The sequence below is a fragment of the Mycobacterium gastri genome (assembly GCF_002102175.1).
Taxonomy (GTDB): domain Bacteria; phylum Actinomycetota; class Actinomycetes; order Mycobacteriales; family Mycobacteriaceae; genus Mycobacterium; species Mycobacterium gastri.
Map to the genome: position 1 here is coordinate 28,059 of NZ_LQOX01000100.1, position 26,348 is coordinate 54,406.

Below are 26,348 nucleotides of genomic sequence, written 5' to 3' on the forward strand. Positions count from 1 at the left end.
TCATTTATTTCGCTCCCTTGCGAACTCGTCGCCTTTGGGCGTGGGCCATTCGTCGTCGTCCCACAGCAGCAGTTGACGAACCGCGGGACGGGGTCCGTACGGTCGCAGCATCTGGCTGGCGGGTCGGGGGCGCACCCGTTGGGGCCACCAGAACCAGCGCCTGAGCAGCGCTGCGATCGACGGGGTCATGAATGCTCGCACGATCAGGGTGTCGAATAGCAGGCCCAGGGCGATGGTGGTGCCGACCTGGCCGATCGCTCTTAGGTCGCTGAACACGAAGGAGGCCATCGTGGCGGCGAACACCAAGCCCGCGGAGGTGACGACCGAGCCAGAACCGCCCATGGCGCGGATGATGCCGGTGTTGAGTCCGGCATGGATCTCCTCTTTGAATCGGGAAATGAGTAACAGGTTGTAGTCCGATCCCACCGCCAAGAGCAGGATGATCGACAGCGCGAGCACGATCCACAACAACTTGATGCCCAGGATGTCTTGCCACACCAGCACCGATAACCCGAACGACGCCCCTAGTGACAGCGCCACCGTGCCCACGATCACCAGGGCGGCCACCAGGCTCCGGGTGACGAACACCATGATGAGCAGAATCAGGCTCAGCGCGGCGATACCGGCGATCATCAGGTCGTATTTCGCGCCTTCACCGATGTCTTTATAGGTTGCAGCGATGCCGCCGATATAGATGTCGGCGTTGCCCAGGGGGGTGCCTTTCACGGCCTCCTCGGCGGCGCTGCGGATGGCGTCGATGTGCGAGATGCCCTCGGGGGTCGCGGGGTCACCTTTGTGGGTGATGATCATGCGGGCTGCCTTCCCGTCGGGCGAGAGGAACAGTTTGAGGCCGCGCTGGAATTCGGGGTTGGCGAAAACGTCGGGTGGCAGATAGAAGGAATCGTCGTTCTTGGCGGCGTCGAACGCTTGTCCCATGGCGGTCGCGTTCTGCAGAGCCGCCTCGCTTTGGGCGGTGATACCCGAATTCGTGGCGTAATTCGTCATCGCCAGATCGCGGTTGGTTTGCTGGCTGACGATCTGGGACGGAATCAGTGCGAGCAGTTGCGGCTGGATGGCATTCAACTTGTCCAGGCTCGACGTGACATTTCCCAATTGGTCGGTGAGCGCATCGATCCCGTCGAGAGCGTCGAAGACAGAGCGCAGCGCCGCGCAGAACGGGATGTCGAAGCAATGCCGCTCCCAGTAGAAGTAGCTGCGCAACGGCCGAAAGAAGTCGTCGAAATTGGCGATCTTCTCGCGCAGTTCTTTCGCTATTTCGACCGTTTGGTGAAACGCTTGGGTCTGTTCCGCAGTGGCCGCGCTCGCCTCTTGTTGCAGCGCGTACTGCTGCTTGAGGATCGCGATGGATCTGTCGATCTCGGCGACCTGTTTGAGCAGATCGGCAGCGCGGGCTTGCTGGTAAGGCAGGTTTTCGATCTGGCCGATGCCTTGCGCGCTGATCTGAAACGGGATCGAGCTGTGATCCAGCGGGGTGCCCAACGGGCGGGTAATGGACTGCACTTGGGCAATGCCCCGGGTGTGAAAGATCGCCTTGGCCACCCGTTCCAACACGATCATGCCCGCAGGGTTGCGCAGGTCGCGGTCGGTTTCGATCATCAGCAGCTCGGGGTTGAGCCGGGCCTGGGAAAAGTGCCGTTCGGCGGCTGCATAACCGAGGTTGGCGGGGGCGTCCGCGGGCAGATATCGACGCAGGTCGTAGCTGGTTTTATAACCAGGTAGGGCGAGTAGACCGATGAGGGCGACCGCGACCGTCACCGCCAGAATCGGGCCGGGCCAGCGCACAACGGCGGTGCCGATGCGCCGCCATCCCCGGGTACGCATCGCACGTTTGGGTTCCAGCAGACCGAAAAGGGTGGCAACCGTCAGCACGGCGGGGGCCAGGGTAAGCGCGGCCGCCAATGCGACCAGCACGCCGATGGCGCCAGGGGGGCCCATGCTTTGGAAATACGGCAACCGGGTGAAGCTCAGACAAAACACCGCCCCAGCCACCGTCAGCCCCGAGCCCAAGATCACATGCGCGGTCCCCCGGTACGTCGTGTGGTGCGCGGTTTCGCGGTCTTCGCCGGCGTGGCGCGCCTCGTGGTAACGGCCCAGGATAAATATCGCGTAGTCGGTGCCCGCCGCGATGACCAGCAACGTGAGCAGATTGGTCGAGAACGTCGACAGCCCGATGATTCCGAAGTTTCCCAACAAGGCGACAATGCCTCGCGACGCGGTCAATTCGATCATGACAGTCAGCAGCACGACGATCGCGGCCACGATCGACCGGTAGATGAACAGCAACATGGTGATGATGACCCCGATAGTGATCAGGGTGACCTTCGCAATGCCTTTGCTGCCGACCGAGAGCTGATCGGCGAACAGTGGCGCCGCGCCGGTGACATAGGCCTTGACGCCGGGCGGCGGCATCGTGTGGTCCACGATGTCACGCACCGCATCGACGGACTGCAGCGACAATGTCTCGCCCTGGTTACCAGCCAGAAAGACCTGCGCGTAGGCAGCCTTGCCGTCATTGCTCTGCGAACCCGCCGCCGTCAGTGGATCGCCCCAGAAGTCCTGGATGTGTTGCACGTGTTTTTTGTCAGCGGAAAGCTTGCGAACCAACGCGTCGTAATATCGGTGCGCATCGGCCCCCAGCGGGTGATCACCTTCCAGCACGATCACCGCCGCGCTGTCCGAGTCGTATTCGTGAAAGACCTTGCCCATGCGTTTCATAGCCTTCAGCGACGGCGCATCCGGTGAGGCCAGCCCGACGTTGTGGGCTTTGCCGACCTCCTCTAATTGCGGGACATAGACATTGGTGAGCACCGCAATGAGCAGCCATCCCAACACGATCGGCACCGACCACCAGCGGATGGTCTGCGCTACCCTGCGTACCAACGAATTGTCTTGGACGTGAGGGGCACTCATCCAGACTTCTCCAAACAGTAGGTGTAGGCGTTCAAGGTGTTGACCGTTCTTTGGTCCTTCACATCGCCGTCAATGGTGATGCGGCAGCCCAGAAAATCGCTATTGCCCTGGGCGACAACGTTGGTGAACACCGCAGGCTGGCTGGTGGTCACGTCATAAGACCACGGCAGCGGAGCGTCGTTGACCCGCTGTGGTTGCGCGTTGACATCGACGTAGTTGATCGTTGCCACGGTCCCCGGAGCGCCGAAGACCTCGATGACCACGTGCTTGGGGTTGAATGCAGCGGTGTCGTTGGGCAGCGCACCACCGGCCGAGACATTGTGGTGAGAACCAAAGACACCGTGCAGCCGGTACACGCAAAACCCCGCGACCGCGATCACCACCACCGCGACTACCAGCGTCCACCGCCGCATGAGCAGACGGGCAACCGTAATCCCGGTCATCGGTTACCTTTTCGAGACACCGTTGAATTAGTCACGGCGGCGACCGTCGCCATAACGACGATTGGCGCAATCCGGGCTGCAGTACATATCGATCTCCCTTCGGTGTTGGGCGGCGAGTACTACGCGGTCAGGACGCCGAGGAGGTAGCGCTGCAGGGTGACCCCGAGGTCGGCGGCTACACGTTCGCGCGGGTGTGAGGCCAGGGGTTCGACGCCGACGATGTAGCGGGCCAGTGCGATACCGGTGATTTGCGACATCACCAGCCCTGCGCGATAGTCGGCATCCGCAGAACCCAACGTGCGGGCGATGGGCGCGATGATGTTGCGCGTCAGAAATTCACGCACCAACCGGGCGGCTTCCGGTTCGGCGGTCGCCGCACGGATCATGCCCATCATCGGCTGGCGCCGGATCTCGTCGTCGAGCAGGTCAAGCACCACCATGGCCAGCCGCAGCCCGGCGGTGTCGTGATCACCGGAGATAACGCTGTCGATGACTTCGGCCGGGTCGAAGGGCAACTCCACCACGGCCAGGAACAGGTCGCGTTTCTTGCCGAAGTAGTGGCTGACCAACCCCGGGTCGACGCCGGCCTGCAACGCCACCTGCCGCAGGGAGGTGCGCTCGTAGCCCAGCTCGGCGAACATCTTGCGGGCACTGTCCTCGATCAGCGCCCGCGTGGTGTTCGGGCCCGGCCGCCGGCCAGAGCGCCGACGTCGCCTTGTCATAGCGGTGCTCCCGCCGTTATCGACACCATAATTCCGTCTGCGCAGAATTCCGTATGCACGGAATAATAGCGTGCCCGTCAAGCATCGGTGAAAGCCCAACCGGCGGACCGGATTGAGGACGACATGTCCGGTGGCGAACTTCCCCTCGCGCTGCCAGGGCGTGTGGCCAGGTGCACACTTGTCGCATGGACGTATGTCAGCTCACCGCTGCTGCGCCGACCGCAGCGCTCCGGCCGCCGTCGCCGTGCCGGCGCCGGGTCCGGCCATCGACGTCACCGCGGGTCGCGTGATCGCGCCCGCCGGTGGGCCGCAGCCCGAGCCGCGCCGCCTCCTGAACGGCCTCTCGGACGTACGCGCGTTCTTTCACACCAACACCGTGCCGCTGTACTTCATCTCGCCGACCCCGTTCAACCTGCTGGGCATCGACCGCTGGGTGCGAAACTTCTTCTACCTGACCTACTTCGACTCGTTCGAGGGCGTACATTCGCGTGTCTTCGTGCCCCGGCGGCGCGACCGCATCGATTTCGGGTCCATGGGGGATGTGTGCAACCACCTGCTGCGCGATCCCGAGACACTCGAGTTCATCGCGGGCCGAGGGCCGGGTGGCAAGGCCTGCTTCGTGATGATGGATGAGGAAACCCAGGCCCTCGCACGCCAGGCGGGGCTGGAGATCATGCACCCTCCCGTGGAGTTGCGCCATCGGCTGGGCTCCAAGATCGTCATGACGCGCCTGGCCGACGAGGCGGGCGTGCCGAGCGTGCCGCACGTGATCGGGCGGGTCGGCTCCTACGACGAGCTGTCGGCGCTCGCCCAGAACGCCGGGCTGGGCGACGACCTCGTCGTCGTGGCCGCTTATGGCGACGCCGGCAGCACGGTGTTCTTCGTACGCGGCCAGCGCGACTGGGACGATCACGCCGGAGACCTCGCCGGGCAGGAAGTCAAGGTCATGAAGCGGATCCGAAATGTCGAGGTGTGCATCGAAGGCACCGTGACCCGCCACGGCACCGTGATCGGCCCGGCGATGACCAGTCTGGTCGGTTACCCGGAGCTGACTCCGGGCAAGGGCAGCTGGTGCGGCAACGACGTCTGGCGCGAGGTGCTGCCTCCTGCACAGACGCACGCCGCGCGGGAAATGGTGCGAAAGCTGGGCGACATCCTGAGCCGCGAGGGGTACCGCGGCTACTTCGAAGTCGACCTGTTGCACGACCTGGACTCCGGCGAGCTCTACCTCGGCGAGGTGAACCCGCGCCTGTCCGGTGCGAGCCCGATGACGAACTTGACCACCGAGGCCTACGCCGACATGCCGCTGTTCCTATTCCACCTGCTGGAGTACCTGGACGTGGAGTACGAGCTCGACATCGCTGAGATCAACTCCCGCTGGGAGCGCGGCTACGGCGAAGACGAGGTCTGGGGTCAGCTGATAATTTCGGAGACCTCGCCGGATGTCGAGCTCTTCACCGCGACCCCACGCACCGGCGTGTGGCGCATCGACGACGACGGACGTGTCTCGTTTGCGCGCCCTGCCAACGACTGGGCCACGCTGCTCGATGGGTCCGAGGCCTTCTACATGCGTGTCGCGGCGCCTGGCGACTTGCGCTGTGAGGGCGCCCAGCTCGGCGTGCTCGTCACCCGCGGGCACCTACAGACCGACGACTACCAGCTCACGGAGCGCTGCCGGCGCTGGGTCAAGGGCCTCAGGGCGAAGTTCGCCTCAACCCCCCTGGCGCCGGCTACGCCGATCGTCTCGCGGCTCGTCGCACGAGCGTGAGCGGCCCGGCCGGTATCTCACTGGGTAACTGGCTGTCGGCGCCCTATTCGCATTGGTCATTTCAGCACGTCGAAGACTTCGTGCCAACCGCCGTCATCTCGCGCGGGACCGGACCGGCCGCCACGTTGCCCGCAGCCACTGCTCCGCTGGCCGAGATCCGGGTGACCAGCACTCACGGGGTGGTCACCACCGTTGGCGCGGTGATGGCCGCCACCGCTACCGACGGGTGGGCCGTCGCCTACCGCGGGTCGATGGTGGCCGAGGAATACCTCGACGGCATGGGGACCCAGACCCGGCACCTGCTGTTCTCGGTGAGCAAGTCGCTGGTGGCAGCAGTGGTCGGCGCGCTGCACGGGGCCGGCGCGATCGAGCTTGACTCGCCGGTCACGGCGTTCATTCCCCCCTTGGCGAACTGCGGCTACGCCGGCGCGACGGTGCGCCAATTGCTGGACATGAGATCGGGTATCGCGTTCTCAGAAAACTATTGCGACCCGGCCGCGGAGATACACCTTCTCGACCAGGCCATGGGGTGGGCGCCCAAGAGCAATCCACATGCGCCCGCCACGCTGCACGACTTCCTACTGACCTTGCGGCGCAAGTCGGCCCACGGCGGCCCTTTCGAATATCGCTCGTGTGAAACCGATGTGCTGGGCTGGGTCTGCGAGGTCGCCGGCGGCCAGCGAATGCCCGAGCTGATGTCGGAACTGCTGTGGAGTCGCATCGGCGCCCAATGCGACGCCACCATAGGGGTAGACGCGGTCGGCTGTGGCTTTTTCGACGGCGGTATCAACGCCTGTCTTACCGACCTGATCCGGTTCGGGTCGCTGTTCTTGCGCGACGGTGTCTCGTTGACCGAGCAGCAGGTGGTGCCGGCGGCGTGGATCGCCGACACCCTCGACGGCGGGCCGGACTCGCGTCAGGCGTTCGCCGCCAGCCCCGACGACACCGGACTGCCCGGCGGGATGTATCGCAACCAAGTGTGGTTTCCCTACCCGGGCAGCAACGTCGTGCTGTGCCTGGGCATGTGTGGTCAGATGATCTACGTCAACCGCGCCGCGGAGGTGGTCGCCGCCAAGTTGTCCACCCAGCCGCACTCGCATGAGCCGCACATGTTAGCCACCCTGGGCGCATTCGATGCGGTGGCACACGAACTGGCTGGGATCACCAGATAGAGGTTCGAGCTAACCCGAAGCTAACCCCAGTCCCCCAGCCGATCAACCGTTGCGGATCAACCGTTGCGAACTCACCGCCAAGGTGCCCTTACCGGCCATGATGCGAAACTCTGGTCTCTCGCCTGCGGCGACGTCGTCTCAACACGGCCTGCATCTACGGGGCCACCGAGACGCGAACTCCGTCCCAGTCCAGCCCGCAGCGGATCCGGAATCGGGCTTCCCGTGCCCAGCAAAGTAACTTCAATCACGCCACAGGTATGCCAAAACCACTGCCCTAGCGCCAGTGCCCCCGACGTCGGGTGCTGGCCGGCCGCAACACCGTGCATCGTCCGTCGGGGCGCGATAGATAGTTGAAAGTATCACTGCGGCGCCATGTTTCATTGATCGGCATCGATTCATGCATTCGTCGTGTCGGAGTCGACGACGTCATTGCCTCCCCCAATAGGGGGAGAGTATTTCATCCTTCAAATCCGGCGTTTAGCCGATTGATTTGGTGCGATCGTCAGCCGATGGTAATCAGTGAGGCAAACGGCGGTTTGCAGCGAAGTCAACCAGACAGGGGAATCGACATGAATGGCACAGCCCAGCCGATGCGCAGCGGCAAGAAGCGGACTCACAAGGCAACTGGGCGCGGGCGGTCCTGGCTATCGGCCGCTGCGCTGGTGTTGGGGATGGCCGCCGCTGCAGGAGCCCTCGCCCTGGCAGCCCCCGCGCAGGCTCGGGCCGACGCCTGCGCAAGTGTCGGCAGCCATTACCTCTCGGTCGACGGGTGTTCGGATGTCTCCGGCACCGTCGAACAGTAGGTATCGCAGCCAGAATCCGCTCCGTTCCCCACCCCCGCCAGCTCCGGCCGGCAACGTCAACGCATGCGCCAATGTGGGTCGGTACGTCGACGTCAGCGACTGCGTCGGCACCAGCTAGTCTGCCGACCGCCGTGCGCGCACGAAAGGGCACGACCCACAGCGGCGAAATCGCTTGGGAAATACAGAAAATCGGCCGCGACATTCATTGCGTTGCGACCACAAGGACCTTCGACGGGTCCTGTGGATCGACTCGTACCGGCACCTCGGCACCAACCTTGACATGCGGGGCCGTCGACAGCTCCAGGGCGATGCGCCGCGTGGCGCGCTATGGGCCGCGGTCCGACAGCTGTACGTCCAGCTCCAGCTCGTGCTAGGAACCCAGCATCGTGGTTGCGACCTTCTCACGGATGCCGACGATCGTTGCGACGCCCAACAAGCCCTCGCACACCAGCCGCTCCCGCTTGGCGCTGAGCGCATTGAGTTCGGCGAAGGTGTCGATCGCCTGCTTCTGGCCGGAGCGCGTCACCGGCTGGCCCGCACTGAATTTCCTCGCTAGCCGAACCAGCCCACGGTTAATCCCCTAGTACAACACTGAAGGAAGTACACATGTTCTTCAAAGGAACGGTCGATGATTGGGCTCCGGAAGGCTTCATCATCTCCTGGTTGCCCACTGAAGCTTCGTACGCACTGGCCAGGCAAGCGCCAATAGACGAGGTTCCGGCCAGCTACCAGCAGCGCCGGCACTTGCGGGTCTACCGCGAACAGAAAGCACTTGGCCGGGACATTCCACGGTTACTCATCTTTACGTGGGATGTCCAGGGCGTGTGTGATGTGGAGTCCATGACGCACGCACTCAACACGCACATCCGGCGACACGACACATACCGTAGCTGGTTTGCGTTCAATGAAGACGATGACATTGTTCGACGCACCATCAAAGATTCCGAAGCCTTAGCCTTGGAGTTTCGCCCTGTGGATCGCGGCCCAATGACACCGCTAGAGGCCCGACAAATGCTGCTCGATACACCCGACCCGCTGCAGTGGGATTGCTTTCGCTTCGGTGTCATTCAGCGCGAGGACAGCTTTACCATCTATGCGGCGGTTGACCATCTCCACATCGACGGCATGTCGTTCCCAACGATAATTTTCGAGCTATACATGGCCTACGTCATGGCGCTTCAGGGGGCTCCGACCGTCCTGCCAGAGTCCGGGAGTTACCGGAATTACTGTGCAACGCAACAGGACCACACCGCGAGCCTGACGTCGGAGTCGCCACAGGTGCGTGCGTGGTATCGGTTCATCGAACAAGCTGGTGGCGCCCTGCCCAGCTTCCCGCTGCCGCTCGGCGAGATCACCGATGAAATGAACGGGGCCATGGATGTCCTCGAATTGATGGACGAAGGTCAAGGGCAACGTTTCGAGGTCGCGTGCCGTGCAGTCGGTGGGCGCTTCTGGGCGGGGGTGTTTGCGGCTGCGGCATTGGCTGAGCGCGAGTTGACCGGCGCTGAAACATATTTCGGGATTACTCCGCTCGCCAACCGCACGGCGCCCACCGCCGTGTCTTCTGTCGGCTGGTTCGCTAGCTTAGTACCGCTGGTGATTCCGACTGCAAACTCTACGTTCGACGAAGTACTCCTATTGGCACAGGAGTCGCTAAACGGCAGCAGGACGCTCGGCGAAGTTCCGTTCGATCACCTGCTGGAGATGAAACCGCCCGTGCCGGGCCCTATTTTCGCTGACAAGGCAGTACCACTGCTCTCCTTCATAGACTTCCGACGGCACCCCGCCACCAACATGGCGGGTATTTCGAACATTGGGCTCTGGGGTGATCACAGGTTGGCCGACGAGATACGCATGTGGGTTGGCGTCATGCCCGACAGGACTCAGCTGGTCATCTCCTACCCGGATAATCCGATCGCTCGCGATTCGGTGTACCGATACGCCGATGCGATGAAGGCGGTACTCGTCCGCGTCGCCGATCGTATCCTCGACGGGGCGGTCAGCGAAGGCTCATTCTCGTGAAATCAGCGACCATGTCGAAACGCGATCGAAGTACAGAGCGTGTCAGAGACCGAGGCGACGGTGCATGCCTTGTTGCGGGAGATCGTTGCAGCAGACACCGACACCCGTGCCTACCAGAACCCGCCTACCGTGACACCGGCCGTTACCGCGCCCCAACCACATTGAACGGCCCAGACCGGCAAGTTGTCAGCGTGAAATTCTTGCTGACAGTCGTCGTTATCACTGGCATGTTCTTAGGGTTGTCCTTCCAACACCTAAATACTGTGTGGGCGTGCGTTCTTCTTGCGATATCCATCGTTCCTGTTTATGTCAATGTTTACTATCGGCTGCTTTTCGTGAAAGGTTTGTTTCTCCATCGCCAGGACCTATTTTCGTCACCTCGCATAGAGCGAGAATATACGGAACTTCCTGATCTGGCATTAATAATTCCATCGTGTAAAGAACCATTCACCGTTGCCAAAATCACGTTCGACTGCGCCTATCGGGCTCGATACACAGGCGTCCGTGAAATCATTGTTGTAGACAACTCGCAAGACACTGGTGACCGCGAATTCCGAATGTGGAAATCTTACGTAGAATCCCACATAGGGCTGGATGATCGCGTTCGCATTGTATTTCATCACAATACGGACGCAGCGGGCTCGAAGCCGGGAAATATTGACCTCGCGCTGACGGTGATTAAGAGGTCCAAGTACGTCGTTTTCCTCGACATCGATTCATCGTTGCCTCTGAATGCGGAACTCCTTGACATCGCAGTAAACAAATTCGAAGCCGATCCTAACCTAGGTGTACTGCAATTCCACACAGTCCCGACAAACAATCACTTCAATCGATTGAGTCGGGCAGTTGCAATTGCGCAACATTCATTACGCATAGGCGAGGCCATCAGGGCAAGCGGAGGTTTCGCGATGTTTTACGGTCACAACGCAATGTGGAGACGGTCGCTGCTGGAACTCAATGGATCTTGGCTGGAACATTACCGCGGCAATATCATTGTCACTGAAGACTTACTGAAGACGCTGGGCGTCTATGCTAACGGCTTTACCTCTCGGTATCTAAATATTCCAACAGGTGAATGGGTGCCGAGTTCCCTGAAGGCTCTCGAGGGCATGTGGATGCGCTGGACATATGGCGGATTCCAAGTCTTATTCAAATATTTCCGTCATATTGCGTCAGCAAAGGGGCTGTCTTTCACACAGCGCGTTGATCTGCTGACCTTGCTCGTAAGCTATGCCGCGAGTCCTCTCATCTATCCTGCGATGTTTTTATGGTTTACCGCCTTCCCTCCAGGCCAGGTAGCGGTAATGACGTTCGTCATCAATTTCTTCCCGCCAATGCTGTACGCCGGTTTTTTGTGGCACCACCACGGCAGCGTGGTCCGTCTCCCGCTCATCAAACGAGTATGGGACCTCTACTCGGGGATGTTCCTCATAGAGTCATTTATATCTGCGGTTCAGATACGCGCTGTGGTGAATTTTATGGTAGGCAAGAACCAAGGGTGGCGCATTACCTCGAAAGCCGGTGAGGAGAAGCCGCGAGGTCTCGAAGTGCTGCTGCATAACACGCTTATTGTGACAATAGCCACTTTGGCTATCGCTGCGCTGATTGTCGGGGGTTGGCGCAGTGAGTTGGCCCCAAATGTAGTGATCAGCTACTTGGTGGTAGCCCTCATACCAATGCAACTGCTGTTGTGCGTCATCGTTTACGGGGGTCAGGTTCAAAACAGGCATGAAACCATCACAGATGCCACCATTGACGGGTTGGTCATGAGACGGCTTTCTAGCTCTTCGTAATTCGGAGTGCCCTGATATGCGTGGAGCGCGCGCCGTGGAGTGAGTGAGCACACTCCACGGCGGCTGCAGCGGGCTGCGGCTGCTGCTGTCCAACCTGAACTAAAACTCGTTCGTCGCGATTTCGGGGCCGACCTGTTGGGGCCTGCCACGGGCTTTTTCATGGGGTTGTGCTTCCCCCGGTTTCTCGGAGACTGCTTCCGGTGCACATCAAACCCGCCTACCATCGTCATCAGTGGGACCTCCTCAAGCTCCCGAAAACTCTTACTGACGCCCATACCAACGAGCGTCTGAGCTGAGGGGGTCCCCATCACATGTCATCTTTCGTGAGTCACTTTCGTCGGTAACTCACTGACCACTACGCGATGGCCCACCCCAACACCGGCAACGACACACCCCCGGCCGTCGGGCTCAGTCCCGAAACCCCACCACCCCAGGAGACTTACCCCCGACCTTCCGCTTTTCAGGCGGGCAGAATAGTCACTGACCTGCGGTTTATCTGCTTCTGCGCGTCATATGCGCCGCATTGAGCTGCGCTGACGCATTCAGTCTGTCCGACGAACGGACATAAACCGGACACGGTGTTTGCACTCCCTATCAGGAGCTTCAGCGCTGCCGTTTGCGTTATGGGCAGCCTCGGGGCTCTAGGGAGCAGGCATCCCGATGCCCAGAACCGACTCATCAGCGACCGTCTCGACACCGTCACTGGACGTCGCGACATCCGCCACTGAGCAGCTGTCATCGCGGCATGGTGTCGCTGGCGCCTCGGTTGGCGGGAGGTCGCGAGCGCCCGAGGCCGCCAGGCCGCAGGGCGGGAGAGCGACAGCGGTCGGCCGGACACCGACCGAGGCGCCGAGCCTTAGCCCGGCCGCGGCCGGCGGGCTTGTTATATGTGCCGAAAATGTCCGCGACTCGGTTGATGACGGTATCGCGACCGGCGAGCTGTGGGCGATCGACGCATTGGGGCTGCGGTTCCCGAGTCCCGAAATGGTCGCCGCCGCCGCAGCGCTGTTCGAACCGGCGGCACCGTGGGCGTGCGGCCGTGGTCGTCGCCGCACCGAACGTGAATCCGGACGGTTTCGCATCACTGTGGGCCCCGGCGTAGTGCGACTCGGATGGACCAATCCCGTCCGGGTCGAGAAAGCAGCAGAGCGGGGCGTCGGTTGTCACCAACGTGACGTTGACGACGCGAAGCTGCAAGTCAAGGACGAGATCGCCCGCACAGCTGGCCACGATGATCGGGCCGTCGTGTCTTCGACACGACGGAGCAATTCAGCGACCGACCACCGCTGCACTGGCGCTGTCATCACCGAGTGGTCCCGCAAATCGCGGTCGGCAATGTGCCGCACCTTCGCCGAACTCGACTACAGCCCTCTCGTCGAGTCCGGCCGTGTCCCGGCCATGGTGACACTCACCTACCCCGGACACTGGGAGGTCGTCGCGCCCGATGGCGCCAGCGTCAAGCGGCACATGGTGTTGTGGCGCAAGCGCTTTCAACGTGAATACGGCGAGCCTGCTCGCTATATCTGGAAACTAGAGTTTCAGCGACGCGGCGCCCCGCACGTTCATCTCTGGATGGCTCCACCGATGTCACCGGGCCGCTCGGGCCGAGGGTTCGCCCAATGGCTATCCGAGACTTGGCCACAGATCGTCGACCACCCCGACTCGGTGCAGAAAGCTCGCCACCGACTCGCCGGAACCGCCATCGACGTGCGCAACGGACTGAAGGCCTGCGACCCTAAACGGCTGGCCATCTACTTCACCAAGCACTCATCACCAAACCTGCACGGCGACAAGGAGTATCAACACATCGTTCCCGACCTGTGGCGGCAACCCGGACGCGGCCCCGGCAGATTCTGGGGCGTGTACGGACTCAAGAAAGCCATCACCGTGGTCGAGGTCGCTCAGGATGCGTACCTCACGGCTCGCCGTATCGTCCGGCGCTGGTCGCGCAACCAAGCGGTGTACGGCGATTCGGGCAGCCGCTTCCCCACTTCGGTTGTGCCGCGCACGGCTACGCGCCTCGTCACCCGGATCGATCGCGACACCGGCGTTGTGGCGTGTCGGAGGGTTCGGCGACGGCGAACACTCTGCAATCAAGGCGGCCTTGCCGGCGGCTACGCGCTGGTCAACGACGGACCATCGTTCGCCTCCCAGCTCGCGACCGCCCTACTTGGTGCAGCTGTGACGGCTCGCCCGTCGCCTCAGCGCGGGATTTGTGTGTGATTGCGCAGGACCTCGGTGGCTGCTTGCGCTGCTCCATTGGCCTCATGAAAAGCACGCTTGGCGCCATCGAACGCCTCCAATACCTCAAGCCAATGATCGAGGTCGATCATTGACCGGTCCAGCTTGCCCGACAGCGAGTGGACAATATCGGCGATATGCGAGCCCATGAATGCCAGCCGATTGACGATGTGATTGACCACCGCGGGATCGCTCACGCGGGTTCCGAAGTCATCGATATCGCTGGCCAACGTGCAGGTTTTCGAGTACAGGCGTTCGGATAGTGCGACAAACGGCGCCGCCTCGCCCCATCGCGCGAAGTCGGGCACACCTGGTTCAAGCTCTCCGCTCGGAGCGGTGGGCCAGAGTTGTTTATCCATGGTCCAACCGTATGGGCGCAAGTACGCATTTCGCGACGCCCGACGGCTTTCAATTTCCCGACGAGTGGATTCCCTGGTAACCCGGAGGGTGCTGCACTGCTCGGCATAGTTCAACCCGATCACTTTTCGTAACTTTCGCAACTCTGCTACGATTAGTCGAGTTCCAGCGACGAGACGAAGGGAGACCCATGAGCAACGCCTCCGCGGAGATTGTGAGCCCGGTTCCGGCCGATGCCGATGGGCTTGCCGACGTCCTCAGCTTCATGGAGGCGCACGAGGCCCGGCATGGGACCTCTCCTGAGCCTGCCTTCTTCCTGTCCGGCGCGGGCGAGCACGATCGTGTCGAATTGACCGAACAGCTTTACAAAGTCCTCAAGCGTGTCGCCCACGCCCTCAGCCACGGCCAGTCCATAAGTATCTTGACTCGCGATCGAGAAATCTCCACCCAGCAGGCCGCCGAGATACTCGGCCTGAGCCGCCCCACGGTAGTTCGCCTGATCGAGGACGGCGAGTTGCACGCGCACGTGCCCGGCGCTGTGCGTCGCAAGCTGCGGCTTGCCGATGTTCTCGCCTACCGCGAGGAGCTTCGTGCCCGGCGCAACCGGTTCATTACCGAGAGCTCGGCGGAGTTCGCGGATGCCGACGCCGACGAGGTCGCCGAGTTACTCGCCGAGGCGAAACGTAAGCGTTAACCCGTCCGCGGCGTCCGAAAGACTCGCTCACGTTATCGCGCTGTCATCGACACCTGTGATCTCGTACCGAACCTTCAGCGTGACTTCCTGCTGCAGCTGGCCGCCGAGGAAGCTTTGGCGGTCATGGGAGCGGATTCCTGGGCTGTCTGCTGTTCAGGCACACCCAGCCCACCCTTTGCGCAGTGTCGTCAGATTCGGCTATGCTGGTCCCAATCGACCCCCTCCCAAGCCTCTCCACGATGCTCAAATGGGAGGGGCCTTTTCGTTCTGGGGTGCCTGTTGAAGCCGAGCCTGTCATGGGATGCACAGGTTGACCTGCTTGTGGAGCGGGGGCTCGTCATCGGTGATCGGGACGCGTGCGCGGCGTTCCTCGCAGCGCACAACTATTACCGTTTCTCCGGATACATGCGCTACTTCCAGAAGGCGCCGCACCGCGGCGACAACAGCTTCGAACCCGGCGTCTCGTTCGACGACATCCGCGCGATCTACGACGCCGACGAAGCGTTGCGGTCGGTATTGTCACATCGTCTCGGCCGAGCCGAAGTTCTTCTCCGCACCCACACCGCATACGTCATCGCGAATGATCACGGCCCGTGCGGCCGGTACCTCGAAGAAGACTTCTTCACCGACGCCACCAACTCGGACCCGACCGTCGAGTCGTGCTTGAAGGACATCGAGCGCAGCAGGGAACGCCACATCCTGCGCTACACGAGTGCCGGCGGCGGCACATCCGACTTCACTAGCCTGCCCGTCTGGTCGGCCGTCGAGGCGTTCTCGTTCGGCACGTTGTCTAAGTGCATCGAGCGAGGTGGCCAAGGGAGCGTGGCCGAGGCGGTCGCTAACAGTCTCGGCGTCGCCAAGGCCGGGTTCCCCTACCGCGTGCGAGCACTCGTTTACCTTCGCAACCGCTGCGCACACCACAGCAGGTTATGGAACCACTCCGTCATCGACGCCGGTCCTACACCGAACAACGTGCGCAGCAAGGCCAAGAGGAAAGCGGGGCAGTTCGAGCCCAGGTCAGTGCTCGACGTCATCGCCTCACTCGACGACATCCTCGTCCGTGGGAGGGCCGCCGAGCCCCTGCTGCCGGAACTACTCCAGCAGCACGACGTGAAGTCTGCGTTCTGGAAGGGCCTGGGTCACCCAGTCAACCCTCGCGATCGTGAAACGTAGCCACGAATCCCGAGCGCTGAAGGCGACGCGGGCGTGTTGTCCCCGGTTACGAAGACCCGCACACGAATCCGTCGCGAGGAGGACACGTTTCCGCAATTGATGCTCTGGCTGTGCTGGTCTCGTAGGCTCGGCAAGTGAGTGCACAGAAGTTCGAGGGGGTTGTCGTGACTTCGCCGACCTTGCCGGCTGAGGTAGAGCGGTCAAGTCCAGGCAACGGGTGGCTGACCATGGTGAGGTGTTCACTCCGGCTTGGATGGTCGAAGCCATGCTCGACCTAGTCAAGGAGGAATCCGAGCGGATCGACTCCAGGGTGCTCGAACCTGCGTGCGGTGCCGGCAACTTTCTAATCCCCGTACTCGTCCGCAAACTCGCCACGGTCCAATACCGGTACGGGAGGAACGAGTTCGAGAAGAGGCATCACGCCCTGTTCGCCCTGATGTGCACCTACGGCATAGAGCTGCTGCCGGACAACGCCCAAGACTGCCGGGACAAGCTGGCGTTTGTCTTCAACGGCTTCCTCGGCGTAGATACCAGCGACGAGTGGGCGCGATCCGCGCGAACCGTGCTTGCCGCGAATATCGTTCAGGGCGACGCGCTGACGATGAACGATCCCGCCGGACTGCCCATCGCGTTCCCCGAGTGGGGCTATCTCGGAAAGGGCAAGTTCCAGCGCCGGGACTTCCGTTACGACTCGCTCACCCAGCGCGCCTCGTTCGAGGGCACACTCTTCGGCGAGCTCGACCACGAAGACCTATTCACACCCGTCAAGACGTACCCGCTCATGACCGTCGGCCAGATCGCCGAACAAGTGAACCTATGAGCCAGGCCGCCTTCGCCCTACGGGCACATAACCCAGATGTTCTGACCTGCATCGCCAACCTCTCCAACGACGAGGTCTTCACCCCACCTGAGATGGCAAACGCCATGCTCGGCTTGCTGGCCAAGACGTGGGCCGCGGCTCACGACGGCGCCGACCTCTGGACTGATCCGACGGTGACATTCCTCGACCCCTTCACCAAGTCGGGGGTGTTCCTCCGCGAGATAGTTCGCCGCCTCACCGATGGCCTCGCCAGCACGCCGACTTCGACGGCTGGCAGTTCCTCTCCGCGGCAACCGGCGGCGACCTTACCTCCGTCGACCCCACCCGCCCGCTGGTGTACTTCGGCTCGTTCCAGGACCTGATGGGGCGAGACCGGCAGACCGGACTCATCAAGGCGAAGAACGAGTGGGTGCACACCACCAACTGGGATCTAGTGATCTTCGACGAGTACCACTTCGGCGCGTGGCGCGATAGCGCAAAGGAGCTGTTCGAGGGGGAAGACGAGGCGGTCAAGAAGAAGGAGATCGCCGCCGAGTTCAACGAGGGCCTCGACTCATTCGAGGAGGAGCTCGACGAGCTTGGTAACAGCGAAGACGACTTCCTCCCGATCACCACCCGCGCCTACCTGTATCTGTCGGGCACCCCCTTCAAGGCGCTCGCGACCGGTGAGTTCATCGAGGAGCAGATCTTCAACTGGACCTACACCGACGAGCAGCGAGCCAAGGCGGAGTTCGCCCGGGACTACCCCGGTGAGTGGAACCCGTATGGCGCGCTACCCGAGATGCGCCTGATGACGTATCAGATGCCCGACGAACTGATCGCGGTCGCTCGCCAGGGCGAGTTCGACGAGTTCGACCTCAACGCGTTCTTCGACGCCACCGGCTCCGGATCCACCGCCGAGTTCATACACAAGACAGACGTCCAGAAGTGGCTCGACATCATCCGGGGCGGGCACTTCCCAACCCAGGTCAGTGCCTTGAAGACCGGAACCCGGCCACCGTTCCCCTATTCCGATGCGCGCCTGCTCCCCTACATGCAGCACTCGTTCTGGTTCCTGCCGAACGTCGCGGCGTGCGAGGCGATGGCGAACCTGCTCGCTGAGTCGCAGAACACATTCTGGCACGACTACGAGATCCTCACCGTCGCCGGGCCGCAGGCCGGGATCGGGCGCAACGCTCTGCCGCCGGTACGCGACGCCATCCGGGACGGCAACGACACCAAGACCATCACCTTGTCGTGCGGCAAGTTGACGACCGGCGTCACGGTCAAGCAGTGGGCGTCCATCCTGATGCTGCGCAACCTCAGCTCGCCCGAGACGTACTTCCAGGCCGCGTTCCGTGTGCAGTCACCCTGGTCGATCAAGAACCCTGAAGGCGACAACCCTTCCGCAGAAACCGTTCTCAAGCCCGTGTGCTTCGTATTCGACTTTGCACCGACCCGCGCGTTGCGGCAGATCGCCGACTATGGGGCGGGTCTGTCGCCCGAGACACCGAACCCCGAACACGCCCTCGAGGAACTAGTCAGCTTCCTGCCGGTGCTTGCATACGACGGGTCGAACATGACCCAGGTTGATGCCGCCGCGATCCTCGACATCGCATTCGCCGGCACCTCAGCGACGTTGTTGGCGCGCAAGTGGGAGTCCGCGATCCTGGTCAACGTCGACAACGAGACCCTGCGACGGATCATGAACAGTGAGGCCGCGATGGCTGCGGTAATGAACATCGAAGGTTTTCGCGCACTTGGGAGCGCGATCTTCGAGACGGTGGTCAACAAGAGTGAGGCAGTCAAGAAGACGAAGAAGGAGAAGGGCGAGGCCCTTTCCCAGGCCGAGAAGAGGGAGCTCACCGCCGAAGAGAAGGAATACAAGTCCAAGCGGAAACAGATCCAGGAGAAGCTGATCAAGTTCGCTACGCGCATCCCGGCGTTCATGTACCTGACTGACTTCCGCGAGAACACCCTTCAGGACGTCATCACCAAGCTCGAACCGGATCTGTTCAAGGCTGTAACCGGCCTCGGTGTCGGCGACTTCCACCTACTCGTGAACCTCGGAGTCTTCAACGCCACGCACATGAACCAGGCGGTGTTCGCCTTCCGCCGCTACGAGGATTCCTCACTCTCGTACACAGGCATTGAGTCCCACGAAGGCCTCACACACTATGGCCTCTACGACACCGTGGTGGCGGCTGACGAGGTGGTCTAGGTACGACGCGCGGTTCGACTCGGCGGGCGCAGTAGACAAGCGGAATTCACCGCGGCGAGGCTGACGGACCGCGTCTTCCCCCGTAGTTACGCTGCATTTGACGGGGTGGAGCACCGGGATGGCGCACTTCAATCCACCGCAAGTTCTGAACGTACGGGGCACGCTCTGGTGACGCGCAAGGAGGAACTGCGCAAGCAGGTGGACTACCCGTCGGACCCGCACACCCGCCTCAAGCATGCCTTCTACCGCCGGTACATCGCGTGCTGGATGGGCAAGGTTCTGCAGGGCAGGTGGGCCAAGCCGGGGACCATCATCGACGGGTTCGCTGGCTCAGGGATGTACTCCGATGGTCTCGACGGCAGCGCGATCATGATCGCGAAGTTGTTCCGCGACCACGTCTGCCGCCCGAACTTCCAGCCGCTTACCTATGTGACGAACGACTTGGACCCGCGCCGCTGCGAGGCCCTGCACGGGCGCATGAAAGCTCTTCCGGCAGACGACCGGATTCATCATGTAGCGGTCGGCCCGAAGAAGTTCGAGAACATCGTCGCCGCGGCGCGGAAGCAGCACGCGCCGGCAGGGACGCAGACACTGTGGATCATCGACCCCTACGGACTCAAGCAGATTCCGTGGTCCATCGTCGCGGAGATCGTGAAGGTCCCCAAGAACGACGCCGTGATCACGTTCATGGCCGACGAAGCTCACCGCTACCGCACCAACCCGGCGATGGTCTCAGTGATGAACGGCCTCTACGGCGACGCCGCCTGGAAGAACATTGAGGACGGTCTCAGCACAGCGCAGTCCAAGGCCGCGCTCGTTAGGCTCTATTGCGACAAGCTGGAAGCGCTCGGGTGCCACACCTCGTCGTTCGACGTCGACGTCGCTCGCCGGTACACCCGGTACTCGCTGATCTTCGCAACGCACCATCAGGCGGGTCTCGAATGCTGGAACTCCGCCAAGTGGTCTGCGGACCCCACCAGCGGCCGCGGGGCCAGCGCCGCCACAGCGTTTCAGCCGAGCCTGCTCGAACCCGACATTCAGCCCCTGATCGACGACTTTCGGAAGCGAGTCGGTGTTAACGACTTCACTGAGCTGGTCAACCAGGCGCAGATCCTCGGTCACACGGAAACTCACGTGCGCAGCGCGCTAGACGAGCTATTCCGAGAAGGTCTTGTAGTCCGGCTGTCTCCGGCCGAGGCTCCGAAGAAGGCCCCGTGGCCAGCGACGAGCCGTATCCGGATCTTCGAGGAAGGACCTGATGAAGGAGATGGCAGCGAGGCTTAGCCTGTTGCCGCGCCGGGCATCTCATCCCACAGCTGGCCGTCGAGTTCTCGCCCCGCGGCCTTCGGAGTTCGACCTCCCCACTGCTTGAAGAAGAACGGCACCTCGGCGTCGGTGCACGCATCGCGGATGCCGCGGGCCCAGGACAGCTGCATCGGCCGGTACCGCGGCCCGCTCTCGCCACCGGCGATCACCCAACCGATGCCAGTCAAGTCAATCCCGTCGAGCGGCCCCAGCAGCGGTTCACACGACAGGAACCGGACGGCGGCTGGCACCTCACGGAGATGGTCGACTCGACTCAGGACATCCGAGCTCTCCACCGAAACCCCCATCCAGAGGTTCTCCGGCCAGTCCAGCTTGTCCGCCACGCGCCGCAGCCTCAGACTCCGCTTCGTGAGCACCTGGTAGGTGTGCCGCGGAGTGTCACGGCAGACGTCAAACACGTCGCGGATGAAGTCGATCGGCACCTTCGCGTGGAACAGGTCGGACATCGAGTTGACGAACACCACACGCGAGTGACGCCACCGCCGCGGCTCGTCGAGGGCTTGTGGGTGGACCGTGACGCCGAAGCCGGGGCCGGAGGTGCGCTGGTCGCCGTCCTGCTGGTACTTCGCTGAGCCCATCGCCTTGAGCCGCTTGGCCAGGGTCATCGCGTAGCAGTGGTCACAGCCGGCGGAGACACGGTCGCAGCCGGTCACGGGGTTCCAGGTTGCCTCGGTCCACTCGATCGCCGAACGGTCCGCCATCGCATGCTCCCCTCAGCTGCGGCTTCTTGCTGCCGACGCCACTCTATGGTCAGGTACCGACGGGCCGCACGGGGCCACTGTTGCCGGTGTGTAGGAAGTGCCTCGCGCGCAGGTGTCGGCACTGTATTCGGAGAGGTTTCGCACCAGAAGGTGTGAGGGGCGCGTCCGTGTCTTTCAAACCTCAAGGAATCAGGAGAGCAAGGCCATGGCGATCTGTGGCTACTGCAACCATCCCGGCTACCACGTCCAGTTCCTCCCACTGGGCGTTGCACCCTCCCAGCGGTGCGGGGACTGCCAGCGCTGCCACGAGGAACCGGACCGGCGCACAGACCGGTAGCTGAACGCGCTGACCCCGGGACCGATCGATCGGCCCCGGGCTGAGCAGGCGGTCTTCGTCATGGCAACGGTTCTGCACCCCCGCCGCGTAGCGTCCGCGACATGAACCAGAAGAAGACGAACGGTACCGACCTCAAGACGGTGTTCACGGAGGTGGACCGTGCGGCGCGCTTACTCATGTACATGCTGGCCTCAGCCCTCGCCTCCGACTTCGATGACGCGCGGCGACTCGGATGCACAGACCTCCTGCTGATGACTACCAACATCGTCACCGGCGATCAACACCGCTGAGCTCGGACCTACTCCCCGAACAATTCCGCCGACCACGCCGCGACCGTGGGCTCGAAACGCTCAGGGAGGTAGGACTCTTCGGGTCGTGTGGCACCTGGCGCGCGCGATGCTGCCTCGAACAAACACACCGCGCATTCGGCCATGTTCAGCGTCACCGCCAGGGCGTCCGCCGTCAACGGGAACACCGTGCCACTGCGGCCGTAGTCCGTCATCCACTTGTAGCCGTGGATGAAGCTGGAGCCGTAGGAGTAGAACTGCCGGGCGATGTTCTCCACACCGCTGTTGGCGATCTCACCATCGTCGTGTGCCGGTACGTGGGAGTCGACCCACTGCGCCGACTCCCGGATCATTCTCGTGAACGGCGGGGTCTTCTCGAAGGTGTAGGCGGCCTTCGTCGCGTCCAGCATCGCGTTGCACTTGCTGCGGTGCTCCGCGTTCTCCACGAGCATCCGTTTCGGGTAGCGGGAAGGGCGGGCGGTCTCGTCCTGTTCACCGATCACCAGGAACCGGCGCCTCTGTTCCAGTTGCTCCATCTCCTCGGCCATGCAGCGGTTCCTGCGCACTTCGCGATCAGGGTCACCCAGCAGCCAGATGGTCAGCGCCGCGCACTCCATCGCCACCCTGCAGAGCTGGAAGATCTCAGTGACGTGCGGTTGGCGGTGCGACTTGCGTCGTGCAACCAGAATCCCGACCGTGTGCAGACTCTCCGCGGCGCTCATCGCCGGGAACAAAGCGTGCTCGGTGACGGCCTGCGGTCCGGCCAACGTCAGTGGATACGCCGCGGCGAAGGCCTCGTCGTCGACGGCGAGTGCGCTCCCCGGTTCCGCGGTACGGGGGTGCAGGCCCCACTGGAAAAGTTCGCCGGCACGCTCACCTCGTTGATCGATGCGCGTCAAGACCCCGCCGTTAGCGAGGTTGAACAATGCCTCGGCTTGCTCAACGTTCAGGCCGAGGTTCGGGATGCTCATGCGAATACACGGTACGAGCTGCCCCCGACAGTTCCGACCTACCGACTCAAACCCGTGGAGCGTTCGGCGACTGGATAGGTCGCACGTCCGGGCCACGCGAAGAGCGACTGGTAGAACAGCTCTCGCTCGTGGGGCTTAGGTTCGGTCGCACCGGGCGGCGTCTGCACGCACCGAGGATCGCATGCGAGCGACCGCCGCCAGCGGCTTATTCCGCAGAATCAGCTCCGTGAATGCCTCGATCGGCCTCTGCCAGCGCTCATCAACGTTCGGGGAACCGCTCGCCGCTTCGTCACACTGAATCCGTCTCCGCCGTTATAGGGAATCGGCGTGGTAAAGAATCGGCGAATGCGGCGTGAGATGCGATGTCCCGGATGCCGTGGAATCTGAACTCACACGCAAACAGACAGAGTTCACCGGGTAATGAGATCAACCCCATCATGCGCCCGCGACTGAGGCGCCTCCTCGAAGGCATCCAACACCCGCACTCCAAACGCCGGCACCATAGCTGATTGCGCTTCTTCCTTTGTCATCCAACGTGTTTCACGCGCCTCCTCAGTAGCTTGAGGTTGCCCTCCGGCAGGCCGACAGCGGTACACCAATGCGACGATTCCATGGGTGAGGTTCTTGTAGACGCCCGTGAGCCGCTCGACCGTGACCTCGAGTCCGGTCTCTTCCAACACCTCGCGCCGAACACCGGCCTCAAACGACTCATCGAGTTCGAGGACTCCCCCGGGCGCCTCCCAGTGGCCATTGTCGTCGCGCTTGATGACGAGGACCCGGCCATCATCGCGGACCACGATGCCGGCGACGCTGACCGAGTGTTTCGGTGTGGCTGCCATGCGCAAGACTCCTCTGCGGCCGACTCGATGTAGTGACAGGGGACGTGTCGTTTCCCTAGACTAGTCGCCTAGACATGTATGGAAAGGCTCTAAGGTGCTGCAACTTGGCCAAATTGACCGGGCGGACGATAAGCCGCCGTATCGGCAGATCGCCAGCATGTTGCGTGACTCCATCATCTCTGGCCAGCTAGAAGCTGGCGGACGTCTGCCCTCCGAGGCCGAGTTAATCGAGCATTTCGGGGTCGCGCGGATGACAGTCCGCCAGGCAGTGCAAGAACTGCGCACCGAAGGCCTGGTGATCTCCGAGCACGGTCGCGGGGTGTTTGTGCGGCCGGCTCCCCCAATTCGACGCCTCGCATCGGATCGGTTCGCCCGGCAACACCGCGCCGGCGGCAAAGCGGCATTCACCGTCGAAGCGGAGAAGTCCGGCTACACACCTCAAGTCGACAACATCACCGTGACGCGCGAGAAGCCCGATTCAATTGTGGCCGAACGGCTTCGACTGAACGCGGATGACGAAGTGGTGGTTCGGTCCCGACGTTACCTCGCCGACGGCAAGCCGGTCGAAACGGCAACCTCGTACATTCCGGCCGCATTCGCGCAGGGCACCAAGATCGAAGAGACCGACACGGGGCCAGGTGGCATCTACGCGCGCCTTGAAGAGGCTGGTCACACCCTCGCGAGGTTCACAGAGGAGGTCGGCGCCCGAATGCCCACTCCCGAAGAACGCCGTGCCTTGCAGCTCCCGCCAGGGGCGCCTGTTCTAACAGTGGTGCGGACTGCCTATGACACCAAGGACGTGGCCGTTGAAGTGTGCGACACAGTGAAGGTGGCATCGGCCTACCTGTTGGAATACGACTTCTCAGCGCGCTGAAACGTCTCGGAACGACCAAATGCGTCAGAACGCTTGATTTGCTCCTCTAGCCGACTAGGTTAGATAGTCATCTAGTCCAGTCATTCGAAAGGTTCCACAATGTCTATCCCCAAATGGCTCCAGATCGGTCACGACCAGGTGTTCTCCCTCGGCGCGTTCCTCGTATCCGAGGTGACGCCCATGATCGACTTCGATAAGTCCTCCGGCGAGAACCGCGTCCAAGCGAGGGATCGCGATACCGGCTTGCCGATGTGGCAGGTCGAAGTGCTTGACGGCGACCCGGCGGCACCGAAGCGCAGTCGGACGGTGACGGTCAAGTTCGCTGCACCGACGCAGCCGTCTGCGCCCGCCAAACCCAGTGGGACACCCTTTACCCCAGTGGTTTTCGACGGGCTCATGGCGCTGCCGTACGTTGAGCGGTCGGGCGACTTCTCCCGGATCGCGTGGTCGTTTCGAGCCTCTGGCATGCGGGCACCGGGCAAGATATCCGCCAGCGCAACGGCCAGCCGGGAATCGGCATGAATCCCGATCCGAACGGACCGCTCGATCCCGACACCCCGTTCCGGCTCGACCACGTCCTGAATTTCTTCACCAGTCTCGGCCTCTGGGTGGCGATCGTCGTAGGAGTCAGCGCCGCCGCCCTCATCTCCTGGCGACTGCACTCTCCCGAGACGTATGAGGAACGATTCGCAACACCGGCCAGACTTCTACGCTGGCGACTCTGGGCTTACGTCTCCTGGCACAGGCTCTGCAAGCGCTGCGGCCTATCCGCCTCCGAGCAGATCACTCGCCGCAACAAAGAAGGCCAGCAGGTCACCTCCACCCGCTGGTTTCATCCAAAGCCGTTGGGAACAGACGTGTCTCACACCACGCTGCGCCTCACAGTACGAGCAAGGATGGGACAGACCGTGGAAGACCTGGAGCGGGCCGTTCCTGCCATCCGTGACGCTGCTGGTGCATATTCGGCACGGGCGGTTGTCGTCTCGCCCGGGACGCTGCGCATCGAGCTGGTCATGCGAGAGCAGTTGTCGACGGTAGGTCACGCAGCGCCGCGAACGGCGGTCGCAACAACACGTATCAAGCTCGGGCGACGCGAGGACGGTTCCGCCTGGACCCTCCCACTGAGCGGACGACACACACTCACCGTGGGCTGCTCGGGCGCAGGCAAAGGTTCCGTCTTCTGGGGCATCGCCTGCGGCTTCGGCCCTGCTGTGGCCGCCGGGTTTGTTCATCTGATCGGAATTGACCTGAAGTACGGCATCGAGTTGTCGACCGGCGCAGGGCTATTCGCCAAGATTGCCACCACAGAGGCCGACGCCGTCCAAACCCTTGCTGGGCTGGAGAAGCTGATGGACAAGCGCGGCCACGCGATGGCGGGCAACACACGCGAACACAGGCCGACCACGTCCTCACCCCTCGTCGTGCTGCTGATCGACGAGCTGGCCGGGATAACCGCGTACATGAGCGACCCGCTCCTTCGTAAAGAAGCCGCCGCCTCGTTGTCACGGATCCTCACCAAAGGTCGAGCGCTGGGAATCGTGGTCGCCGCATTCCTGCAGGACCCTCGCAAGGAAGTGCTGCCTATGCGAGGACTGTTCACGCAGACCGTCGCGCTTCGACTGCGTTCCCGCGACGAAGTCACGATGGTCCTCGGCGATGGGCTGGCCGATAAGGCTCCGGCGCACCGAATCAGCCCCGACAGACCGGGTACCGGCTACGTCATCGCCGAGGACGGCCACACGACGAAGGTCCGATCCGACTTCTGGTCCGACGATCAGATCCGCACCACTGCAAGGCAATACGGGAAATCAAGGACCACCGGAGGGCGGAGCAGTGAATGACTGGTCCATTTCCGAATCAGCTAACGGGTTGCC

The 26,348-nt window shown here is 62.5% G+C and carries 26 protein-coding genes and 1 pseudogene; 17 read left to right on the plus strand and 10 right to left on the minus strand.

Going from position 1 to position 26,348, the window contains the following annotated elements; translation table 11 throughout:
* From AWC07_RS10790 to AWC07_RS10800, 3 genes are all read right to left on the minus strand, one after another.
* Positions 1–2,931 carry an MMPL/RND family transporter gene (locus tag AWC07_RS10790; RefSeq protein WP_051508311.1) on the minus strand — a complete coding sequence of 977 codons (2,931 nt, stop codon included), beginning with the start codon at positions 2,929–2,931 and terminating at the stop codon, positions 1–3.
* Complete coding sequence (locus AWC07_RS10795; protein WP_051508310.1) at positions 2,928–3,374, minus strand: MmpS family transport accessory protein; 447 nt, start codon at positions 3,372–3,374, stop codon at positions 2,928–2,930. Before AWC07_RS10795 ends, AWC07_RS10790 begins: the two co-directional genes overlap by 4 nt.
* A 119-nt stretch (positions 3,375–3,493) precedes the next feature.
* The gene (locus AWC07_RS10800; RefSeq protein WP_036420174.1) at positions 3,494–4,096 is read right to left on the minus strand and encodes a TetR/AcrR family transcriptional regulator; all 603 of its coding nucleotides are present in this window, start codon (positions 4,094–4,096) and stop codon (positions 3,494–3,496) included.
* A gap of 286 nt (positions 4,097–4,382) precedes the next feature.
* Here AWC07_RS10800 and AWC07_RS10805 point away from each other — a divergent pair, with 286 nt between their 5' ends.
* Both AWC07_RS10805 and AWC07_RS10810 read left to right on the plus strand, forming a co-directional pair.
* Positions 4,383–5,864 (plus strand): biotin carboxylase, encoded by a 1,482-nt coding sequence (locus AWC07_RS10805; RefSeq protein WP_036420198.1) that lies wholly within the window; start codon positions 4,383–4,385, stop codon positions 5,862–5,864.
* Entirely contained in the window at positions 5,861–7,036 is a 1,176-nt protein-coding gene (locus tag AWC07_RS10810; RefSeq protein ID WP_036420172.1) for a serine hydrolase domain-containing protein, read from the plus strand. Before AWC07_RS10805 ends, AWC07_RS10810 begins: the two co-directional genes overlap by 4 nt.
* A gap of 143 nt (positions 7,037–7,179) precedes the next feature.
* Here the strand turns inward: AWC07_RS10810 and AWC07_RS29780 are convergent.
* Positions 7,180–7,284: pseudogene (locus tag AWC07_RS29780) on the minus strand (ribonuclease Z); the annotation flags it as partial.
* Between the two features lie 321 nt (positions 7,285–7,605).
* On the opposite strand from AWC07_RS29780, the gene AWC07_RS10815 reads away from it, so the two are divergent.
* Positions 7,606–7,839: a hypothetical protein gene (locus AWC07_RS10815; protein ID WP_036420170.1), complete on the plus strand. Its 234-nt coding sequence runs from the start codon at positions 7,606–7,608 to the stop codon at positions 7,837–7,839.
* A gap of 202 nt (positions 7,840–8,041) precedes the next feature.
* Here the strand turns inward: AWC07_RS10815 and AWC07_RS29785 are convergent, their stop codons facing one another.
* Positions 8,042–8,149, minus strand: a complete 108-nt coding sequence (locus AWC07_RS29785; RefSeq protein ID WP_425271242.1) for a DUF3592 domain-containing protein — start codon at positions 8,147–8,149, stop codon at positions 8,042–8,044.
* 60 nt (positions 8,150–8,209) lie between these two features.
* Positions 8,210–8,365 carry a hypothetical protein gene (locus AWC07_RS28685; RefSeq protein WP_244187558.1) on the minus strand — a complete coding sequence of 52 codons (156 nt, stop codon included), beginning with the start codon at positions 8,363–8,365 and terminating at the stop codon, positions 8,210–8,212.
* An 80-nt stretch (positions 8,366–8,445) separates the two neighbouring features.
* Here AWC07_RS28685 and AWC07_RS10825 point away from each other — a divergent pair, with 80 nt between their 5' ends.
* The 4 genes from AWC07_RS10825 (at position 8,446) to AWC07_RS10840 (ending at position 13,877) form a co-directional block, all read left to right on the plus strand.
* On the plus strand, positions 8,446–9,861 hold the full coding sequence (locus AWC07_RS10825) for a condensation domain-containing protein (protein ID WP_036420168.1): 1,416 nt from the start codon (positions 8,446–8,448) through the stop codon (positions 9,859–9,861).
* A 39-nt stretch (positions 9,862–9,900) separates the two neighbouring features.
* On the plus strand, positions 9,901–10,026 hold the full coding sequence (locus AWC07_RS29335; RefSeq protein ID WP_279628870.1) for a hypothetical protein: 126 nt from the start codon (positions 9,901–9,903) through the stop codon (positions 10,024–10,026).
* A 26-nt stretch (positions 10,027–10,052) separates the two neighbouring features.
* Positions 10,053–11,654, plus strand: coding sequence for a glycosyltransferase family 2 protein (locus AWC07_RS10830; protein ID WP_167380056.1), 1,602 nt, complete (start codon positions 10,053–10,055; stop codon positions 11,652–11,654).
* A 660-nt stretch (positions 11,655–12,314) separates the two neighbouring features.
* Positions 12,315–13,877, plus strand: a complete 1,563-nt coding sequence (locus AWC07_RS10840; protein WP_244187559.1) for a rolling circle replication-associated protein — start codon at positions 12,315–12,317, stop codon at positions 13,875–13,877.
* Here the strand turns inward: AWC07_RS10840 and AWC07_RS10845 are convergent.
* Positions 13,856–14,254 carry a hypothetical protein gene (locus AWC07_RS10845; protein WP_208622397.1) on the minus strand — a complete coding sequence of 133 codons (399 nt, stop codon included), beginning with the start codon at positions 14,252–14,254 and terminating at the stop codon, positions 13,856–13,858. The two genes, AWC07_RS10840 and AWC07_RS10845, sit on opposite strands and share 22 nt — an antisense overlap.
* Positions 14,255–14,442: 188 nt before the next feature.
* Between AWC07_RS10845 and AWC07_RS10850 the strand changes: the two genes are divergently transcribed.
* The 6 genes from AWC07_RS10850 to tcmP all read left to right on the plus strand — a co-directional run bounded on the left by AWC07_RS10850 (position 14,443) and on the right by tcmP (position 20,423).
* Positions 14,443–14,946, plus strand: a complete 504-nt coding sequence (locus AWC07_RS10850) for a helix-turn-helix domain-containing protein (RefSeq protein WP_085105065.1) — start codon at positions 14,443–14,445, stop codon at positions 14,944–14,946.
* 279 nt (positions 14,947–15,225) lie between these two features.
* Entirely contained in the window at positions 15,226–16,119 is an 894-nt protein-coding gene (locus AWC07_RS10855) for an Abi family protein (RefSeq protein ID WP_085105066.1), read from the plus strand.
* A gap of 217 nt (positions 16,120–16,336) precedes the next feature.
* Positions 16,337–16,939 (plus strand): N-6 DNA methylase, encoded by a 603-nt coding sequence (locus AWC07_RS10860; RefSeq protein WP_036412636.1) that lies wholly within the window; start codon positions 16,337–16,339, stop codon positions 16,937–16,939.
* Positions 16,936–17,301 (plus strand): hypothetical protein, encoded by a 366-nt coding sequence (locus AWC07_RS10865; RefSeq protein ID WP_036412634.1) that lies wholly within the window; start codon positions 16,936–16,938, stop codon positions 17,299–17,301. The genes AWC07_RS10860 and AWC07_RS10865 overlap by 4 nt, the downstream gene beginning before the upstream one ends.
* Before the next feature lie 71 nt (positions 17,302–17,372).
* Positions 17,373–19,139 carry a restriction endonuclease gene (locus AWC07_RS10870; protein ID WP_244187560.1) on the plus strand — a complete coding sequence of 589 codons (1,767 nt, stop codon included), beginning with the start codon at positions 17,373–17,375 and terminating at the stop codon, positions 19,137–19,139.
* A 168-nt stretch (positions 19,140–19,307) separates the two neighbouring features.
* Positions 19,308–20,423: a three-Cys-motif partner protein TcmP gene (tcmP, locus tag AWC07_RS10875; protein WP_036412633.1), complete on the plus strand. Its 1,116-nt coding sequence runs from the start codon at positions 19,308–19,310 to the stop codon at positions 20,421–20,423.
* Here tcmP and AWC07_RS10880 read toward each other — a convergent pair.
* Positions 20,420–21,166: a DUF5131 family protein gene (locus tag AWC07_RS10880; RefSeq protein ID WP_085105067.1), complete on the minus strand. Its 747-nt coding sequence runs from the start codon at positions 21,164–21,166 to the stop codon at positions 20,420–20,422. The two genes, tcmP and AWC07_RS10880, sit on opposite strands and share 4 nt — an antisense overlap.
* 438 nt (positions 21,167–21,604) lie before the next feature.
* On the opposite strand from AWC07_RS10880, the gene AWC07_RS10885 reads away from it, so the two are divergent.
* Positions 21,605–21,793 carry a hypothetical protein gene (locus AWC07_RS10885; protein WP_036419387.1) on the plus strand — a complete coding sequence of 63 codons (189 nt, stop codon included), beginning with the start codon at positions 21,605–21,607 and terminating at the stop codon, positions 21,791–21,793.
* Positions 21,794–21,801: 8 nt separating this feature from the next.
* On the opposite strand, the gene AWC07_RS10890 is transcribed toward AWC07_RS10885, so the two are convergent.
* Entirely contained in the window at positions 21,802–22,761 is a 960-nt protein-coding gene (locus tag AWC07_RS10890) for a hypothetical protein (protein WP_036419390.1), read from the minus strand.
* A 410-nt stretch (positions 22,762–23,171) separates the two neighbouring features.
* Positions 23,172–23,600, minus strand: coding sequence for an NUDIX hydrolase (locus AWC07_RS10895; RefSeq protein ID WP_036419393.1), 429 nt, complete (start codon positions 23,598–23,600; stop codon positions 23,172–23,174).
* 94 nt (positions 23,601–23,694) lie between these two features.
* On the opposite strand from AWC07_RS10895, the gene AWC07_RS10900 reads away from it, so the two are divergent.
* The 3 genes from AWC07_RS10900 to AWC07_RS10910 all read left to right on the plus strand — a co-directional run bounded on the left by AWC07_RS10900 (position 23,695) and on the right by AWC07_RS10910 (position 26,315).
* Positions 23,695–24,474, plus strand: coding sequence for a GntR family transcriptional regulator (locus AWC07_RS10900; RefSeq protein WP_036419395.1), 780 nt, complete (start codon positions 23,695–23,697; stop codon positions 24,472–24,474).
* Positions 24,475–24,573: 99 nt separating this feature from the next.
* Positions 24,574–24,996, plus strand: coding sequence for a hypothetical protein (locus AWC07_RS10905; RefSeq protein ID WP_036419397.1), 423 nt, complete (start codon positions 24,574–24,576; stop codon positions 24,994–24,996).
* Complete coding sequence (locus AWC07_RS10910) at positions 24,993–26,315, plus strand: cell division protein FtsK (RefSeq protein WP_036419400.1); 1,323 nt, start codon at positions 24,993–24,995, stop codon at positions 26,313–26,315. The genes AWC07_RS10905 and AWC07_RS10910 overlap by 4 nt, the downstream gene beginning before the upstream one ends.
* The last annotated feature ends 33 nt before the right edge of the window (positions 26,316–26,348 follow it).